Origin of the sequence: Butyricicoccus sp. AM78-15b2TA (assembly GCF_027665985.1) — a bacterium.
Taxonomy (GTDB): Bacteria; Bacillota; Clostridia; order Oscillospirales; family Butyricicoccaceae; genus Agathobaculum; species Agathobaculum butyriciproducens.
In genome coordinates this window covers 1-17167 of the sequence record NZ_JAQEHY010000024.1, presented here as the reverse complement: position 1 = coordinate 17167, position 17167 = coordinate 1, and the positions used below count along the sequence as shown (strand labels likewise).

Below are 17167 nucleotides of genomic sequence, written 5' to 3'. Positions count from 1 at the left end.
GATATTTCGGAAAGTGTTAAGAAAACTGTAGTTTCGCGACAACCTCAAAAGAGACGCTTTCGCGTCTCTTTTTCAGGTTTCGTGTTCTTTGCACCACTCATTGAGCGTTTCCCGATCGGTGCCCTGCATGGAACAGGCGGTTCCGCAATCCCGTTCATTGGGCGGCAGCGCGATACCCTCGCTCATCTTTTCCTGTTCCCTCGCGGCCACTGCCGGTTTGCTGCGGCGCAGCCACTCGAACGCCTTCTCGGCCGCCCGGAGCTGATAGCGGTTTTCATGATTTTCCGGCATAATTGCATCCCTCCCTCGCATAGTATGCGCAGGAAAGAGGATTTTACGCACAAAAAAGCTCCCATGCCGAAGCATGGGAGCTTGTAAATTGCGTTATGCTATTGCTTAACTGAAATTAAGCGTTGATAGCGGTTACGACGCCGGAACCTACGGTGCGGCCACCCTCACGGATAGCGAAACGCAGGCCTTCCTCGATAGCGATCGGGGTGATCAGCTCAACGTCCATCTCAACGTTATCGCCCGGCATGCACATCTCAGTGCCTTCCGGCAGAGTGATAACGCCAGTTACGTCGGTGGTACGGAAGTAGAACTGCGGACGGTAGTTGTTGAAGAACGGAGTATGACGGCCGCCCTCTTCCTTCTTCAGAACGTATACCTGACCGTGGAACTTGGTGTGCGGGTGAATGGAGCCCGGCTTAGCCAGAACCTGGCCGCGCTCAACCTCGGTCTTCTGAATACCACGGAGCAGAGCACCGATGTTGTCGCCTGCTTCAGCGTAGTCGAGCAGCTTGCGGAACATCTCGATACCGGTTACAACGGTCTTGCGCGGAGCGTCCATCAGACCAACGATCTCAACTTCCTCGCCCATCTTCAGCTGGCCACGCTCTACACGGCCGGTAGCTACGGTACCACGACCGGTGATGGAGAATACGTCCTCGACCGGCATGATGAACGGCTTGTCAGCAGCACGGTCCGGGGTCGGGATATAGGTGTCAACAGCTTCCATCAGGTCGCGGATGCACTTGTACTCCGGAGCGTTCGGATCGGTGGAGTCAGAGGTCAGAACGTTCAGAGCGGAGCCACGGATTACCGGAACGTCATCGCCCGGGAAATCGTAAGAGGACAGCAGCTCACGGATCTCCATCTCAACCAGGTCGAGCAGCTCCTCGTCGTCTACCTGATCAGCCTTGTTCATGAAGACAACGATATACGGAACGCCTACCTGACGGGACAGCAGGATGTGCTCGCGGGTCTGCGGCATCGGGCCGTCAGCAGCGGATACAACCAGGATAGCACCGTCCATCTGAGCAGCGCCGGTGATCATGTTCTTAACGTAGTCGGCATGGCCCGGGCAGTCAACGTGAGCGTAGTGACGGTTAGCGGTGTGATACTCAACGTGTGCGGTGTTGATGGTAATGCCGCGCTCCTTCTCCTCCGGAGCCTTGTCGATTGCGTCGTATGCCTGATACTCAGCATCGCCCTCGAGAGCCAGAACCTTGGTGATTGCAGCGGTCAGAGTGGTCTTGCCGTGGTCAACGTGGCCGATGGTGCCAATGTTAACGTGCGGCAGAGAACGGTCAAATTTTTCCTTTGCCATTGTGGATATCCTCCTCGTAAAATGAATTAAAAGTCATGTTGCATTTATTTTACTGCATTTCGAGAAAAAATGCAATAGGGTGCAGCAGATTTTAGTCGTTGTTTTTGTTACGGTTGTCGATGATCTTCTCCTGAATGCTCTTCGGCACTTCAGTGTAGTGGCTCGGCTGCATGGTGTACTGGCCACGGCCCTGGGTGCGGGAACGCAGAGCAGTTGCGTAACCGAACATCTCGCTCAGCGGAACGCCGGCAGAAATAGCCTGTACGCCGCCGCGCGGCTCCATGCCCTGGATCTGACCACGACGGGAGTTCAGGTCGCCGATAACGTCGCCCATGTACTCCTCCGGTACCATTACGTCAACCTGCATGATCGGCTCCATCAGAACCGGATCAGCCTTCTTCATAGCTTCCTTGAACGCCATAGAACCAGCGATCTTGAACGCCATCTCAGAGGAGTCGACTTCGTGGTAAGAGCCATCATACAGGGTTACCTTAACGTCAACAACCGGGTAGCCTGCGAGGATACCAGCCTGCATAGCGCCCTGGATACCCTGATTAACAGGCTCGATATATTCCTTCGGGATAGCACCGCCAACGATCTTGTTGATGAACTCGTAGCCCTTGCCGGACTCGTTCGGCTCAACGATGATCTTAACATGGCCGTACTGGCCCTTACCACCGGACTGACGAGCGTACTTCTGATCAACGTCAGCGGAGCGGCGGATGGTCTCCTTGTAAGCAACCTGAGGAGAACCTACGTTAGCCTCTACCTTGAACTCGCGCAGCAGACGGTCAACGATGATCTCCAGATGAAGCTCGCCCATACCAGCGATAATGGTCTGGCCGGTTTCCTCATCGGTGTAGGTCTTGAAGGTCGGGTCCTCTTCTGCCAGCTTAGCCAGCGCGATACCCATCTTCTCCTGACCAGCCTTGGTCTTCGGCTCGATCGCAACACGGATAACCGGGTCCGGGAACTCCATAGACTCGAGGATGATCGGGTGCTTCTCATCACACAGCGTATCGCCGGTGGTGGTGTTCTTAAAGCCGATGCCCGCAGCGATATCGCCGGAATATACGCAATCGATATCCTGACGGTGGTTAGCGTGCATCTGCAGAATACGGCCCAGACGCTCGCGCTGATCCTTGGTAGCATTCAGTACGGAGGAACCAGCGGTGATGGTGCCGGAGTATACGCGGAAGAACGTCAGACGGCCAACGAACGGGTCGGTAGCGATCTTGAACGCCAGCGCGGAGAACGGCGCATCATCAGAAGACGGACGGGAATCCTCCTCGTCGGTCTGCGGGTTTACACCCTTGATGTCCGGGATGTCGGTCGGAGCCGGCATGTATTCGATAACAGCGTCCAGCAGCGGCTGTACGCCCTTGTTGCGGTATGCGGTGCCGCAGAGTACCGGAACGATCTCGTTGGCGATACAGCCCTTGCGGATTGCAGCCTTAACTTCCGGAATGGTCAGCTCTTCGCCCTCGAGGTACTTCATCATGAGGTCCTCGTCGAGCTCAGCAACATGCTCCCACAGTTCGTCGTGGTACTGCTGAGCCTTCTCCATCATGTCAGCCGGAATATCCTCGTCGCGGATATCCTTGCCGAGGTCGTCATAGTAAACCTCAGCGCGCATGGTGATCAGGTCGATGATACCCTTGAAGGTATCCTCAGAGCCGATCGGCAGCTGAACCGGAACAGCGTTGCACTTCAGACGGTCCTTCATCATGCCGACTACGTTGTAGAAGTCAGCACCCATGATATCCATCTTGTTTACGAACGCCATACGCGGAACCTTGTACTTGTCAGCCTGATGCCAAACGGTCTCAGACTGCGGCTCTACGCCGCCCTTTGCACAGAATACGGTTACAGAACCGTCCAGTACACGCAGGGAGCGCTCTACCTCTACGGTAAAGTCAACGTGGCCCGGGGTGTCGATGATGTTGATACGATGCTCCGGGAACTGATGAGTAGAGCCGGACCAGTGGCAGGTGGTAGCTGCGGAGGTGATGGTGATACCACGCTCCTGCTCCTGCTCCATCCAGTCCATGGTAGCGGTACCGTCGTGGGTATCGCCAATCTTATGGTTTACACCGGTGTAATACAGAATACGCTCGGTGGTAGTGGTCTTACCGGCGTCGATGTGCGCCATGATGCCGATATTTCTGGTTCTTTCCAGGGAATATTCTCTAGGCATATTGCTCTCCTTTCAAAGCGTTATGCGGAAACCGACAGATTAGTAGCGGTAGTGTGCGAACGCCTTGTTCGCCTCTGCCATCTTGTGGGTATCCTCGCGCTTCTTAACAGCACCGCCCAGATTGTTGCAAGCGTCCAGGATCTCGCCTGCCAGACGCTCACGCATGGTCTTTTCAGAACGAGCGCGGGAGTACTTGGTGATCCAACGCAGGCCCAGGGTCTGACGACGCTCCGGGCGAACTTCCATCGGCACCTGGTAGGTAGCGCCGCCTACACGGCGAGCCTTAACTTCCAGGGTCGGCATGATGTTTTCCATAGCCTCGGTGAAAACCTCCAGCGGTTCACGACCGGTCTTTTCACGAACGATATCGAAAGCACCATAAACAACCTTCTGCGAAACGCCCTTCTTGCCGTCGAGCATGATAGAGTTTACCAGCTTGGTGACGAGCTTGGAATTATAAAGCGGATCGGGCAGAACGTCTCTCTTGGGGACATTACCTCTTCTTGGCACTTTACTTCCCTCCTTCAAAAATATTTGATTTCATAGGTACTTCGGCGGATCTTTGACCGCCGTTGTTCATGCCTGTCCGAGGTAAAGGCCCGATTTATACAATCGGAACTAAAATGCCTCAGACAAAGCATAGCTGCTTTGCTGAAAAATAACTTTCTCGCAAAACCTTGTGGGTTGGCTCCTTGCCTTCCGTTTCCTTACTTGCAAGGTAACGGTACAGGAGTAATCAAGCATGATTGTGCAGATCTAGGCGCATCCCGCACGCCGCGTACAAAGGTACGCAAGTGTGGGTGCAACGCAGAGATGTGCAATCAGGCGCAGATTACTTGCCTGCCTTCGGGCGCTTAGCACCGTACTTGGAACGAGCCTGACGACGGTTAGCAACACCCTGGGTATCCAGAGTACCACGGATGATGTGGTAACGAACACCAGGAAGGTCCTTTACACGACCGCCGCGAACCATAACTACAGAGTGCTCCTGCAGGTTGTGGCCTTCACCGGGGATGTAAGCGGAAACTTCCATCTGGTTGGTCAGCTTTACACGAGCTACCTTACGAAGAGCAGAGTTCGGCTTCTTCGGGGTCATGGTCTTAACCGTGGTGCAAACGCCGCGCTTCTGCGGAGCGGACTGATCGGTAGCCTTCTTCTTCTGAGAGTTGTAGCCTACCTGAAGAGCCGGTGCCGTAGACTTGGTAACGACTGCCTCACGACCCTTACGGACGAGTTGGTTAAAAGTTGGCATTTTATTTCCTCCTTCTTTCAAAGATATTTATGAAAAGCGCGTTTTGCGCGATTCAACAAAGAAAAATCAGTGCAGAACAACGACTACTGCCGCGCCGACATCAATGCCGACCGCATCGCCGAGCTCTGTCATTGTGGTGACCTCGGTAACTTCCATACCGTGTTCACTGCAAAGCTCATAAATCGGTCCGACGATTCGTTTTTCTGCGTCCAGCGCAACAAAGACCTGTGCGGCTGCGCCGTCCCGAATCGCTTTTTTCGACTGCTTTACACCGATCACCTTGTGCGCCGTGTGAAGTTCTGAAAGCATAATTCTCCTCCTATACGGCATACTCCCATAGTATACGGGTTTGTCCCCCTGTTGTCAAGTGTTTTCTCGAATTTTTTTATTTTTTACGAGAAATTTCTTTTCCAGAGGATTTTCGCGAAAATCGACGCTTGCGAAGCGAGGGAATCTCGCCTACCCGGCGGGGGCACAAGAGGATAGACAACCTACGGTTTTCCACCCTCTTGTGAATCTCCCCTTTTCCCTTAGATAGCAAGGCGAAATTTGCAGAGCTGAGACTATAAGGGAACGGCAGAGGATTTTTTCTTCTGCAGGACGCACTTTGCGCGCCCATGTATCCACATATTCGCATTGTCAGATAACGTACTGCTACACATGTGATTTACTCTACGCTGAGTGCAACATAACAGTGTTGCACAACTCGTTTGCGCGTTATGACGGACGGCACCTGCGAATTTTTCTTGGTAGTATGCTATACCTTTACGGAATCTTCACTCTCAACTCTTCACTCTCCACTCTTGCAGTAATTTTCTATTCGGCACAAGCAAAAACAGGAGAACACCTTACAGTGTTCCCCTGTTTTACTTAATCTATACAGCGTTTTCGGCTTTCTGCAAATCAGTCGAGATTTACAGTCTGCTCGTAGTGACCGGTGCAGTAATCGGATACACCCGAGCCAGCCGGAATCAGCTTGCCGATGATTACGTTCTCCTTCAGGCCCATCAACGGATCGACCTTGCCCTTGATCGCAGCGTCGGTCAGCACGCGAGTGGTCTCCTGGAAGGATGCAGCGGACATCCAGGAATCGGTTGCGAGGGATGCCTTGGTGATACCCATGAGGGTCGGCTCCGCAACAGCCAGACGGAGACCTTCCTCGCCGGCGTCGATGCGTGCCTGCACCTTGTTGTTGTAATCCTCGAACTCGAGCCAGTCCATAACAGAACCCGGCAGAACCTCAGCGTCGCCCGCGTCCTCAACGCGAACCTTGCGCATCATCTGACGAACGATAACCTCGATATGCTTATCGTTGATATCTACGCCCTGCTGACGGTAAACCTTCTGAACTTCCTTGATCTCGTAGTCGTGAACGGCGCGAGGATCGAGGATACGCAGAATGTCATGCGGGTTGAGCGAGCCTTCGTTCAGCTGGAAGCCCTGCGGGACCTCCTGACCGTCGGTTACGCGGATACCGGAGGACGAAGCCAGCTGGTAGGAACGCATATCGCCGGTCTGCGGGTTGACGATGTTGACGGTCTTGACGGTGGTGCGCTTGGACTCCTCGATGGAGACCATGCCGCCGATCTCGGCCAGCGTTGCAGCCTTCTTCGGCTTGCGGGCCTCGAACAGCTCCTCAACTCGCGGAAGACCCTGCGTAATATCCGAACCTGCGACACCGCCGGTATGGAAGGTACGCATGGTAAGCTGGGTACCCGGCTCGCCGATGGACTGTGCTGCGATGATACCGACAGCCTCGCCCTTGCCGACCGGCGTGCCCATTGCCAGGTTGATGCCGTAGCAGTGCGCGCAGACACCCTTGCGGGCACGGCACTCGAGCACGGAGCGGATCTGAACGCGGGTGATGCCTGCGCCGACAACCGCATCGGCGTCAGCCTCGGTCATCATCTTGCTCTTCGGTACGATAACCTCGCCGGTCTCCGGATTTACGATATCGTCAACCGGGAAGCGGCCGAGCAGACGCTCGCGCAGCGGCTCGATGATCTGGTTGCCTTCCTTGATATCCTCTACCCAGATACCCTTGGTTGCGCCGCAGTCGTCCTCACGGATGATAACGTCCTGAGAAACGTCTACCAGACGGCGGGTCAGGTAACCCGAGTCAGCGGTACGCAGTGCAGTATCGGCCATGCCCTTTCGAGCACCGCGGGCAGCGATGAAGTATTCGAGTACGGTCAGGCCTTCACGGAAGTTGGACTTGATCGGGATTTCGATGGTCTTACCGGAGGCGGATGCCATCAGGCCTCGCATACCGGCCAGCTGACGGATCTGATTGATAGAACCACGGGCACCGGAATCCGCCATCATGTGAATCGGGTTGTAGCGCTGCTCCTTCATGTTGGCCTGCAGCTTTGCGGTAACCTTCTTGGTGGTCTCTTCCCACTCGGCTACGGTCAGACGGTAGCGCTCCTGATCGGTGATAAAGCCGCGCTTGTACTTGCGGTCGATCTTGGCAACCTTCTTCTCGGACTCGCGGATCATCTCGTCCTTGCCGTCCGGCACGAGCATGTCGGCTACGGCTACGGTCAGTGCACCCTTGGTGGAGTACTTGTAGCCCATCGCCTTGATGGAGTCGAGCACCTCAGCGGTGATATGGAAGCCGTGTACGCGGATACACTTGTCAATGATCTTGCCAAGCTCCTTCTTGCCGCAGGTGAACATGATCTCAAGATCAAACTTCTTGGACGGATCCGAGCGGTCAACAAAGCCGAGGTCCTGCGGGATGCGCTCGTTGAAGATCAGGCGGCCCGGGGTCGCGTCTACGATAGCGGACTCGGTCTTGCCGTTTACTTCCTTGGACAGACGTACCTTGATCGGCGCGTGAATACCAACGATACCCTCGTTGTACGCCATCAGCGCCTCGTCCACGTTGCGGAATACCTTGCCGGCGCCCGGCTCGGTATCGCGGTCGATGGTCAGGTAGTAGGAGCCGAGGACCATATCCTGAGACGGAATGGTAACCGGCTTGCCGTCCTGCGGCTTGAGCAGGTTGTTCGCGGACAGCATCAGCAGACGGGCCTCAGCCTGTGCCTCTGCGGACAGCGGAACATGAACTGCCATCTGGTCGCCGTCGAAGTCGGCGTTAAATGCGGTACATACCAGCGGATGCAGGCGGATCGCACGGCCTTCTACGAGGACCGGCTCGAACGCCTGAATACCCAGACGGTGCAGGGTCGGTGCACGGTTCAGCATAACCGGATGACCCTTGATGATGCCCTCGAGCACGTCCCATACCTCGGGCTTTGCACGCTCTACCATCTTCTTTGCAGACTTGATGTTCTGTGCGGTGCCGTCCTCAACCAGCTTCTTCATAACAAACGGCTTGAACAGCTCGAGTGCCATTTCCTTCGGCAGACCGCACTGATAGATCTTCAGATCCGGGCCTACGACGATAACCGAACGGCCGGAGTAGTCAACTCGCTTGCCGAGCAGGTTCTGACGGAAACGGCCCTGCTTGCCCTTCAGCATGTCGGACAGGGACTTGAGTGCACGGTTGTTCGGGCCGGTAACCGGACGGCCGCGGCGGCCGTTATCGATCAGGGCGTCAACAGCCTCCTGCAGCATGCGCTTCTCGTTGCGCACGATGATGTCCGGCGCACCCAGCTCGAGCAGGCGCTTGAGACGGTTGTTGCGGTTGATCACGCGGCGGTACAGGTCGTTCAGGTCGCTCGTTGCGAAGCGGCCGCCGTCCAGCTGTACCATCGGACGGATTTCCGGCGGGATGACCGGAACAACGTCCATGATCATCCACTCCGGGCGGTTGTGCGACAGACGGAAGGATTCTACAACCTCCAGTCGCTTGATGATGCGCAGTCGCTTCTGGCCGGAAGCCTCACGCAGCTCTGCGGTCAGCTCCTTGGAGAGCTGGTCGAGGTCCAGCTCCGCGAGCAGCTCCTTGATGGACTCCGCGCCCATGCCGGCACGGAAGTCCTCGTCGTACTTTTCACGCATGTCGCGGTACTCAGCCTCGGTCAGGATCTGCTTCTTCATCAGCGGCGTGTCGCCCGGATCAATTACGATATAGTTTGCAAAGTACAGGACCTTCTCCAGTACACGCGGGCTGATATCCAGGATCAGGCCCATGCGGGACGGGATGCCCTTGAAGTACCAGATGTGCGATACCGGCGCTGCCAGCTCAATGTGGCCCATGCGCTCGCGGCGGACCTTGGCCTTGGTGACCTCAACGCCGCACTTGTCGCAGATCTTGCCCTTGAAGCGAACCTTCTTGTACTTGCCGCAGTGGCACTCCCAGTCCTTGGTCGGTCCAAAGATACGCTCGCAGAACAGGCCATCGCGTTCCGGCTTGAGCGTACGGTAGTTAATGGTTTCGGGCTTCTTTACCTCGCCGTAAGACCACTGGCGGATCAGCTCGGGCGAAGCCAGACCGATCTTAATGGCGTTAAACGTATGATATCCCATATATTTTAAGATGCTCCTTCCCTATTCACAGATGATTTCACTTACGCTCAGTCTTATTCGCCCAGACCGTCGTCAAAATCACCTTCGGCATCGTCACCGCCATCCTCGGCGGGGTTATCCAGTGCAAAGAGATCGGTGTCGCCTTCCTCGGCATCGTTGATGCCGAAGCCTGCTGCGGTGAACTCGTCATCCGCGCCGGAGACAGCCTGCTCCATCGGACGGGTGTACTCAGCGGTCTCCTCGTCGTCGTCCTCAGACAGCTCGATCACTTCCATGTTCTCGTCCAGAACCTGAATATCCAGACACAGAGCCTGCAGCTCCTTGGTGAGTACCTTGAAGGATTCCGGAACGCCCGGCTGCGGTACGTTGTGACCCTTGACGATCGCCTCGTAGGTCTTGACACGGCCGGTGATATCGTCGGACTTGACGGTCAGGATCTCCTGCAGGGTATATGCGGCGCCGTATGCTTCCAGCGCCCAAACTTCCATCTCGCCGAAGCGCTGGCCGCCGAACTGCGCCTTGCCGCCCAGAGGCTGCTGGGTTACGAGCGAGTACGGGCCGGTCGAACGGGCATGGATCTTATCGTCTACCAGATGATGCAGCTTGAGGTAGTACATATAACCAACGGTTACGCGGTTATCGAACTTCTCACCGGTACGGCCGTCGTATACGACGCTCTTGCCGTCCTCGTTAACGCCTGCTGCAACCAGCGTCTCCTTGATATCCTCGAGCGTTGCGCCGTCGAATACCGGGGTCTCGACCTTCCAGCCGAGCTTCTTGGCTGCGAAGCCAAGGTGAACCTCGAGCACCTGACCGATGTTCATTCGGGACGGTACGCCCAGCGGGTTCAGTACGATGTCGAGCGGACGGCCATCCTCCAGGAACGGCATATCCTCCTGCGGCAGAATGCGGGAAACGACACCCTTGTTACCATGACGGCCTGCCATCTTATCGCCGACAGAGATCTTGCGCTTCTGTGCGATATAAACGCGGACAACCATGTTGACACCGGGAGACAGCTCATCGCCGTTCTCGCGGGTAAATACCTTAACGTCTACAACGATACCGGATTCGCCGTGCGGCGCACGCAGAGAGGTATCACGAACCTCGCGGGCCTTCTCACCGAAGATCGCGCGGAGCAGGCGCTCCTCTGCGGTCAGCTCGGTCTCGCCCTTCGGAGTAACCTTGCCGACCAGGATGTCGCCGGCATGAACCTCAGCGCCGACACGGATGATGCCGCGCTCGTCGAGGTTGCGGAGTGCGTCCTCGCCGACGTTCGGGATATCACGGGTGATCTCCTCAGGTCCGAGCTTGGTATCACGAGATTCGGACTCGTACTCCTCGATATGGATAGAGGTGTAAACATCGTCGCGTACCAGACGCTCGTTCAGCAGTACGGCGTCCTCGTAGTTGTAGCCTTCCCAGGTCATAAAGCCGATGAGGGCATTCTTGCCCAGTGCAACCTCGCCCTGATCGGTAGACGGGCCGTCGGACAGAACGTCGCCTGCCTTGACACGCTCGCCCAGATCAACGATCGGGCGCATGTTGATACAGGTGGACTGGTTGGAACGCATGAACTTGGTCAGCGGATAGGTCTTGTCGGTGCCGTTGTCGTAGTGTACGCAAACCTCGCGGGCGGTTACGCGGGTAACAACGCCGTCACCCTCTGCCAGCGGAATCGTACCGGAGTCAACAGCTGCCTTGTACTCCATGCCGGTTGCAACGACCGGAGCCTCGGTGCGGAGCAGCGGTACGGCCTGACGCTGCATGTTCGCGCCCATCAGTGCGCGGTTTGCGTCGTCATGGTCGAGGAACGGGATGAATGCGGTAGCAACCGAGATCATCATGCGCGGAGAAACGTCCATCAGGTCAACGTCCTTGCGGTCTACCTCGACGAACTCATCGCGCATACGGCAGGTTACACGGTCGTTTACGAGGTTGTTGTTCTCGTCGAGCGGCTCGGTAGCCTGGCAGACGATGTACTCGTCCTCGACGTCTGCGGTCATGTAGCGAACCTCGTCGGTAACGTGGCAGCGGACCTCGCCGGTTTCCTCGTCCTTGGTCTTTTCGATAACGCGGTACGGCGCCTCGATAAAGCCGAAGTCGTTGATGCGTGCATAGGTTGCCAGATAAGAGATCAGGCCGATGTTAGGACCTTCAGGGGTCTCGATCGGGCACAGACGGCCGTAATGGGAGTAGTGTACGTCTCGAACCTCGAAGGATGCACGGTCACGGGACAGACCGCCGGGACCGAGGGCGGACATACGACGCTTGTGGGTCAGCTCAGCCAGCGGGTTGTTCTGATCCATGAACTGCGAAAGCGGAGAGGAACCGAAGAACTCCTTGATGGCTGCGGTTACCGGACGGATGTTGATCAGGGACTGCGGCGTAACAACGTCGAGATCCTGAATGGTCATGCGCTCACGGATAACACGCTCCATGCGGGAGAAGCCGATGCGGAACTGGTTCTGCAGCAGCTCGCCTACGCAGCGCAGACGGCGGTTGCCCAGATGGTCGATATCGTCAACCGTGCCGATGCCGTGACCGAGGTTGAGCAGATAGCAGATGGAAGCGAGCATATCATCAACGATGATGGTCTTCGGAATCAGATCGAAGTGACGCTCCTTCACGGTCTTCTTCAGCTCGTCGCCCTGTACGCCGGAGTCGATGATCTCCTTGAGGACGGTGAAGCGAACCTTCTCCTTGAGGCCCAGATCCTCTGCGGTTGCGCCGCCGAGGTAGTCGGAGAAATCGTTTACGTCTACCATGCCGTTGCCGAATACCTTAACGGCAGTGCCCTCGGCAGACTCGATCACAACGCTGTTTACGCCGCGGGCAGCCATCATGGTTGCCTTCTCGCGGGAGAGAACCTCGCCGTCCTCTGCCAGAACCTCGCCGGTCATCGGGTCAGCGACTGCATTTACCAGCTTGTGGCCGGTGATGCGGCGTGCGATGTTCAGCTTCTTGTTGTACTTGTAGCGGCCGACTGCGGAAATGTCGTAGCGGCGCATATCGAAGAACATGGCGTCCATCAGAGAGGTAGCCGACTCCACAGAGGGCGGCTCGCCCGGACGCATCTTCTTGTAGATCTCGATGAGGGCTTCCTCGGCGGTGTGCGCCGGGTCCTTGTCGAGGGTTGCAACGATCAGCGGATCCTCACCGAACAGCTCCTTGATCTCGGCATCGGTCTTAACACCGATGGCACGGATGAAGCTGGTGATCGGAATCTTGCGGTTTTTATCAATGCGAACGTAGAAAACGTCGTTTGCATCGGTCTCGTACTCGAGCCATGCGCCGCGGTACGGGATTACGGTAGCGGAGAGCAGAACCTTGTCGGTCTTGTCAAGCTCCTTGCCGTAGTATACGCCCGGGGAACGAACGAGCTGAGATACGATCGCGCGTTCTGCACCGTTGATGATGAAGGTAGCAGCGTGGGTCATCTTCGGGAAGTCACCCATGAAGATCTCCTGCTCCTTGATCTCACCGGTCTCCTTGTTGCGCAGACGCATGCGGACCTTCAGCGGAGTTGCATACGTTGCATCTCGTGCCTTGCACTCCTCAATGCTGTACTTCGGCTCCTCGTCCATCGAAAAATCGAGGAAGGAAAGCTCCAGATTTCCGGTGTAGTCCGTGATGGACGCGGTATCGTCAAAAACCTCACGCAGGCCCTGATCCAGGAACCATTCGTAAGACTTCTTCTGCACCTCGATGAGATTCGGCATTTCGAGAATCTCTTCGATTCGTGCAAAGCTCTTTCGTGTGGTTTTGCCGTGCTGTACGTCTTTCACCTTCATGTGCTTTGATCACTCCGTTTCTTTCGGCTGTTGGTGTTGGTTGATACGCCCGGCGGCGTTGTAAAAACTTCATTCTTTCGTCTTGCTTTTTTCATCAGACAGTGCTAACATAATGACAGGCATAGAGAAAAGCCTGCAACTTTCAGCAGCAAACCATTATACCATGTTTTTAATATATCCGTCAAGCGCACGGCAAACAATAATTGCACAAAAAGGGAGAGGTTTTGTCCTCTCCCTTTGTTGTTCTCGCAAAAAAATCCCCCGCCAGAGCGCCAAACCGCAGCAGCATCCCCCCGTTTCCCCGTTTTCCGTCGTTATACGGCGGGCGGAGGGCAGCCCGCCCTGCGGAAGTGCTCCGAACAAAGCCGTCCATCAAACCGAACAGAAAAGGCACGCCAAAGGCGTGCCTTTTCGCATTCCCTGACGCCTTTCGGCAACGCCGAAACAGGCAGGGACAGGTCTGCCGCAGCAGACCGCATTAAATTCCCCATAAAAGTCAGGGCGTGTACCTGACTTTTATCCCACTGCTCGCGCCGCGGCGGCGCGACCTCGTCCGCCGTGCGGACGAGAGGGGGATATCCGGAAAAGTTTCCTTGGGAACTTTTCCGGTATCTAAGGGGGACAGCGTCCCCCTTAGAGGACTTTCGACAGAAAGTCTTTTAAGCGCGGATGCTGCGGATTTGCGAAGAACTCCTTCGGCTCGTTCTGCTCTACGATATTGCCGCCGTCCATGAACAGCACGCGCGTTGCAACCTCGCGGGCAAAGCCCATCTCGTGGGTAACAACAACCATGGTCATGCCGTCATCAGCCAGCTCCTTCATGATTTCCAGAACCTCGCCGACCATTTCCGGGTCGAGCGCCGAGGTCGGCTCGTCGAACAGCATCACATCCGGATTCATTGCCAGCGCGCGCGCGATGGCGATACGCTGCTGCTGACCGCCAGAAAGCTGCGCCGGATAGCTGTCCGCCTTGTCCGGCAGACCGACACGCGCAAGCAGCTCGAGCGCACGCTTGTCCGCCTCTTCATCGGTCATGACCTTGAGCTTGACCGGTGCCAGCTTGATATTCTCGCGCACGGTCAGGTGCGGGAACAGGTTGAACTGCTGGAACACCATGCCCATACGGCGGCGCACCAGATTGATATCCGTGTCCTTGGCGGTGATGTTCTGTCCCTCGAAGATAATTTCGCCGCCGGTCGGCTCCTCGAGCAGGTTCAGACAGCGCAGAAAGGTGGACTTACCCGAGCCGGACGGGCCGATGACTACGACCTTCTCGCCCTTCTCGATATGCTCGTTGACACCCTTGAGCACCTCATGGTTGCCAAAGGATTTGTGCAGGTTTTTAACGTCGATCACTTTCGCGCAGCCTCCTCTCAAAAATGCCGAGCAGCTTGGTCAGGATGATAACGAGCACCAGATAGATGATCGCAAGGCTGACATACGGCACATAGGCCTGATAGGTATTGGACACAATATTCTGTGCCTGCTTGGTCACGTCGCGCAGCGCGATGACCGACACGAGCGAGGTATCCTTCAGCAGGGTGATCATCTCATTGCCGAGTGCCGGAAGAATGTTCTTGATCGCCTGCGGAATGACGATCAGGCGCATGGTCTGTGCATAGTTCAGGCCGAGCGAACGGCCGGCCTCCATCTGACCCGGATTGACCGACATCAGACCGCCGCGCACGATCTCGGCAACATACGCGCCCGAGTTGATGCCCAGTGTAACGATGCCGCACACCAGACGCGCTGTATCATCCTTAGGCACCATGATAACAAAGCCCATGATCAGCAGCTGAACCATCATAGGCGTACCGCGGATGACGGTCAGATACAGCTTGCAGATTGCGTTGAGAATGCTCAGAATGATGTTGCTTTTGCCCATGCGGCGGGAATCATGCGCCGTGCGGACTATAGCGATCAGCAGACCGATGATAACACCGAGGATCAGTGCACCGATCGTGACCGCAAATGTGATTTTCAGACCGTTCAGGAACCATTTCCAGCGGTCCGCTGCGATAAAGGTCTGGTACAGCTGGAACAGCAGGTTCCGCAGACCCTCCGGCAGATTGACAACCGAATCCGGTACAATTTTCAGCCACTGGTCCATTGTAATACCGTTCACAGGTCATCCCCTCTTTCTTTTCATTTTACTGCAAAAGAGGGGCGGCGCTGAACCGTCCCTCTTCCTTTGTACGCGTTTGTTGATTTACTGTGCTGCGGAATCAGCGCTGATATACTTGTCGACGATGGACTGCAGGGTGCCGTCACCCTCGAGCTCCTTCAGAGCGCCGTTTACCTTGTCGAGCAGCTCGGTGTTGCCCTTCTTGATAGCGATCGCGTAATCCTCGTCAGCGTAAGCGGTGTCGAGGATCTTGAGGCCGCTGTTTGCAGCAACATAGTTCTTAGCCGGCTCCTGGTCGATAACAACGCAGTCGATCTGATCATTTACCAGTGCAGCAACTGCGAGCGGACCGTTGTTGAACTGCTTTACATGCTCCTGACCGTAGTCACCGGTGCAGTAGATGTCGCCGGTGGTGCCGGTCTGAACGCCGATGTTCTTGCCCTCCAGATCATCCGGAGAAGCGATATCGGAACCGTCCTTAACGATGATGACCTGAACGCCCTTTGCGTAGGAATCCGAGAAATCTACGTTCTCCTGACGATCCGGGGTAACGGTCATGCCAGCCAGCGCCACGTCGACGGTGTCGCTCTGCAGCGCCGGAATCAGGGAATCGAACTCCATATCGGTGACCTCGAGCTTCATGCCCAGCTTGTCAGCGATAGCAGCAGCAATGTCCACATCGATGCCCTGTACGTTACCGTCGTCGCCAACGAACTCGTACGGCGGGAAAGTAGCGTTAGTACCCATGCGCAGCGTGCCGCCGTCCGCAGAGGTAGATGTGGTGGAATCCTGTGCGTCGCTGCTGGAATCAGCGGTCTTGGAGCCGCCGCAGCCGGTCAGCAGCATAGAACCTGCCAGTACCATGCTCAGCATAGCAATGGAAAACTTCTTCATTTGTGTTAACTCCTTCCGATTTGACCCGTGCAAAACGGGCATCTCTTACTAATATTGATTATTATACAGCGCGTTCTATAATAATGCAACCTAAATTTCAGCGAAAAAACTATGGAAAAGCATTTATTTTTTCAGCAATCATGACACAAGCAATCGGTAATTCGTTAAGGCAATACCGCATAATTGAACAAGAGTGATTTGCGAGTAAATTTTGCGTACTGACGAGGCACAGTTTTGCGGTAATACTTGATGTATTACCGTGAAACTGCAACAAAGTCAGGACACAAAATTTCCGCAAAGCACCGCAGTCTTAATTGTGCGGTGTTGCCTTAATTGCCAATTAACGCTCTGCATTTTCGCAGCATAGTCTGCATTAACCACAAGGAGGTGCCCTATGTCCCCTGTTATATATGTATCGCCTGCGTTTCGCACAGCCTGCGCCGAGCCGCGCGGCGCGCTTCTCCTGTTGCACTCCGATCCGATTCGCTCCGCGCCGATTGTCGGCAGTGCGGCAAGCGGTGCGCGCCTGTTCATCCTGTGCGAGCAGAACGGCTGGTGTCATGTACGCACGCACACAGCCTGCGGCTGGGTTCCGAAAACCGACATTGTGCTGTTTTACTGCCGTCCGGCTTTGTGAAGCTTTCGTCAAACCAGTTATTTTTTTGACAAACAAGGTGTATTTTCATCAATTTCTCCCATTTTTACTGATGATTTTGCATTTTCACTTGCGTTGCTTAAAGCGATACAGTATAATGTAAAATGTTCGATGCGACAATCGCAAGGAGGTACGAAAAAGAGTGTATCAGATTTTGAAAAAGCAAACGCTGAACGCAAACACCAAGCTGATGGTGATCGAGGC

13 protein-coding genes are annotated in these 17167 nt (G+C 55.6%); 1 reads left to right on the top strand and 12 read right to left on the bottom strand.

What is annotated here, in order from left to right:
* Window positions 1–72: 72 nt before the first annotated feature.
* The 11 genes from PGS25_RS14460 to PGS25_RS14410 all read right to left on the bottom strand — a co-directional run bounded on the left by PGS25_RS14460 (window position 73) and on the right by PGS25_RS14410 (window position 16308).
* On the bottom strand, window positions 73–291 hold the full coding sequence (locus tag PGS25_RS14460) for a hypothetical protein (RefSeq protein WP_188885928.1): 219 nt from the start codon (window positions 289–291) through the stop codon (window positions 73–75).
* Between the two features lie 115 nt (window positions 292–406).
* Window positions 407–1609, bottom strand: coding sequence for an elongation factor Tu (tuf, locus tag PGS25_RS14455; RefSeq protein ID WP_118480502.1), 1203 nt, complete (start codon window positions 1607–1609; stop codon window positions 407–409).
* Window positions 1610–1700: 91 nt separating this feature from the next.
* Complete coding sequence (gene fusA / locus PGS25_RS14450) at window positions 1701–3806, bottom strand: elongation factor G (RefSeq protein WP_118360477.1); 2106 nt, start codon at window positions 3804–3806, stop codon at window positions 1701–1703.
* A gap of 39 nt (window positions 3807–3845) precedes the next feature.
* Window positions 3846–4316, bottom strand: coding sequence for a 30S ribosomal protein S7 (gene rpsG / locus PGS25_RS14445; protein ID WP_181967828.1), 471 nt, complete (start codon window positions 4314–4316; stop codon window positions 3846–3848).
* Between the two features lie 322 nt (window positions 4317–4638).
* Complete coding sequence (gene rpsL / locus PGS25_RS14440) at window positions 4639–5058, bottom strand: 30S ribosomal protein S12 (protein WP_110436538.1); 420 nt, start codon at window positions 5056–5058, stop codon at window positions 4639–4641.
* A 66-nt stretch (window positions 5059–5124) separates the two neighbouring features.
* Window positions 5125–5367, bottom strand: coding sequence for a ribosomal L7Ae/L30e/S12e/Gadd45 family protein (locus tag PGS25_RS14435; protein WP_118285314.1), 243 nt, complete (start codon window positions 5365–5367; stop codon window positions 5125–5127).
* A gap of 594 nt (window positions 5368–5961) precedes the next feature.
* A complete protein-coding gene (gene rpoC, locus PGS25_RS14430) occupies window positions 5962–9495 on the bottom strand; it encodes a DNA-directed RNA polymerase subunit beta' (RefSeq protein ID WP_270419223.1) in 3534 nt (1177 codons plus the stop codon).
* 53 nt (window positions 9496–9548) lie between these two features.
* Complete coding sequence (gene rpoB / locus PGS25_RS14425; protein WP_118480496.1) at window positions 9549–13289, bottom strand: DNA-directed RNA polymerase subunit beta; 3741 nt, start codon at window positions 13287–13289, stop codon at window positions 9549–9551.
* A 633-nt stretch (window positions 13290–13922) separates the two neighbouring features.
* Complete coding sequence (locus tag PGS25_RS14420; protein ID WP_110436534.1) at window positions 13923–14645, bottom strand: amino acid ABC transporter ATP-binding protein; 723 nt, start codon at window positions 14643–14645, stop codon at window positions 13923–13925.
* A complete protein-coding gene (locus tag PGS25_RS14415) occupies window positions 14632–15414 on the bottom strand; it encodes an amino acid ABC transporter permease (protein WP_442861183.1) in 783 nt (260 codons plus the stop codon). The genes PGS25_RS14420 and PGS25_RS14415 overlap by 14 nt, the downstream gene beginning before the upstream one ends.
* Window positions 15415–15498: 84 nt before the next feature.
* Window positions 15499–16308, bottom strand: coding sequence for a basic amino acid ABC transporter substrate-binding protein (locus tag PGS25_RS14410; RefSeq protein WP_118480494.1), 810 nt, complete (start codon window positions 16306–16308; stop codon window positions 15499–15501).
* Between the two features lie 394 nt (window positions 16309–16702).
* On the opposite strand from PGS25_RS14410, the gene PGS25_RS14405 reads away from it, so the two are divergent.
* On the top strand, window positions 16703–16945 hold the full coding sequence (locus PGS25_RS14405) for an SH3 domain-containing protein (protein ID WP_270419222.1): 243 nt from the start codon (window positions 16703–16705) through the stop codon (window positions 16943–16945).
* A 17-nt stretch (window positions 16946–16962) separates the two neighbouring features.
* Here PGS25_RS14405 and PGS25_RS14400 read toward each other — a convergent pair.
* Window positions 16963–17167: hypothetical protein (locus PGS25_RS14400; protein WP_270419221.1), on the bottom strand; the 205-nt coding region annotated here is incomplete at its 5' end.

Bases quoted from the DNA above. Each gene is read 5' to 3' on its own strand.
- PGS25_RS14460 (WP_188885928.1), bottom strand. From the start codon at position 291: ATGCCGGAAAATCATGAAAACCGCTATCAGCTCCGGGCGGCCGAGAAG.
- tuf (WP_118480502.1), bottom strand. From the start codon at position 1,609: ATGGCAAAGGAAAAATTTGACCGTTCTCTGCCGCACGTTAACATTGGC.
- fusA (WP_118360477.1), bottom strand. From the start codon at position 3,806: ATGCCTAGAGAATATTCCCTGGAAAGAACCAGAAATATCGGCATCATG.
- rpsL (WP_110436538.1), bottom strand. From the start codon at position 5,058: ATGCCAACTTTTAACCAACTCGTCCGTAAGGGTCGTGAGGCAGTCGTT.
- PGS25_RS14435 (WP_118285314.1), bottom strand. From the start codon at position 5,367: ATGCTTTCAGAACTTCACACGGCGCACAAGGTGATCGGTGTAAAGCAG.
- rpoC (WP_270419223.1), bottom strand. From the start codon at position 9,495: ATGGGATATCATACGTTTAACGCCATTAAGATCGGTCTGGCTTCGCCC.
- rpoB (WP_118480496.1), bottom strand. From the start codon at position 13,289: ATGAAGGTGAAAGACGTACAGCACGGCAAAACCACACGAAAGAGCTTT.
- PGS25_RS14410 (WP_118480494.1), bottom strand. From the start codon at position 16,308: ATGAAGAAGTTTTCCATTGCTATGCTGAGCATGGTACTGGCAGGTTCT.
- PGS25_RS14405 (WP_270419222.1), top strand. From the start codon at position 16,703: ATGTCCCCTGTTATATATGTATCGCCTGCGTTTCGCACAGCCTGCGCC.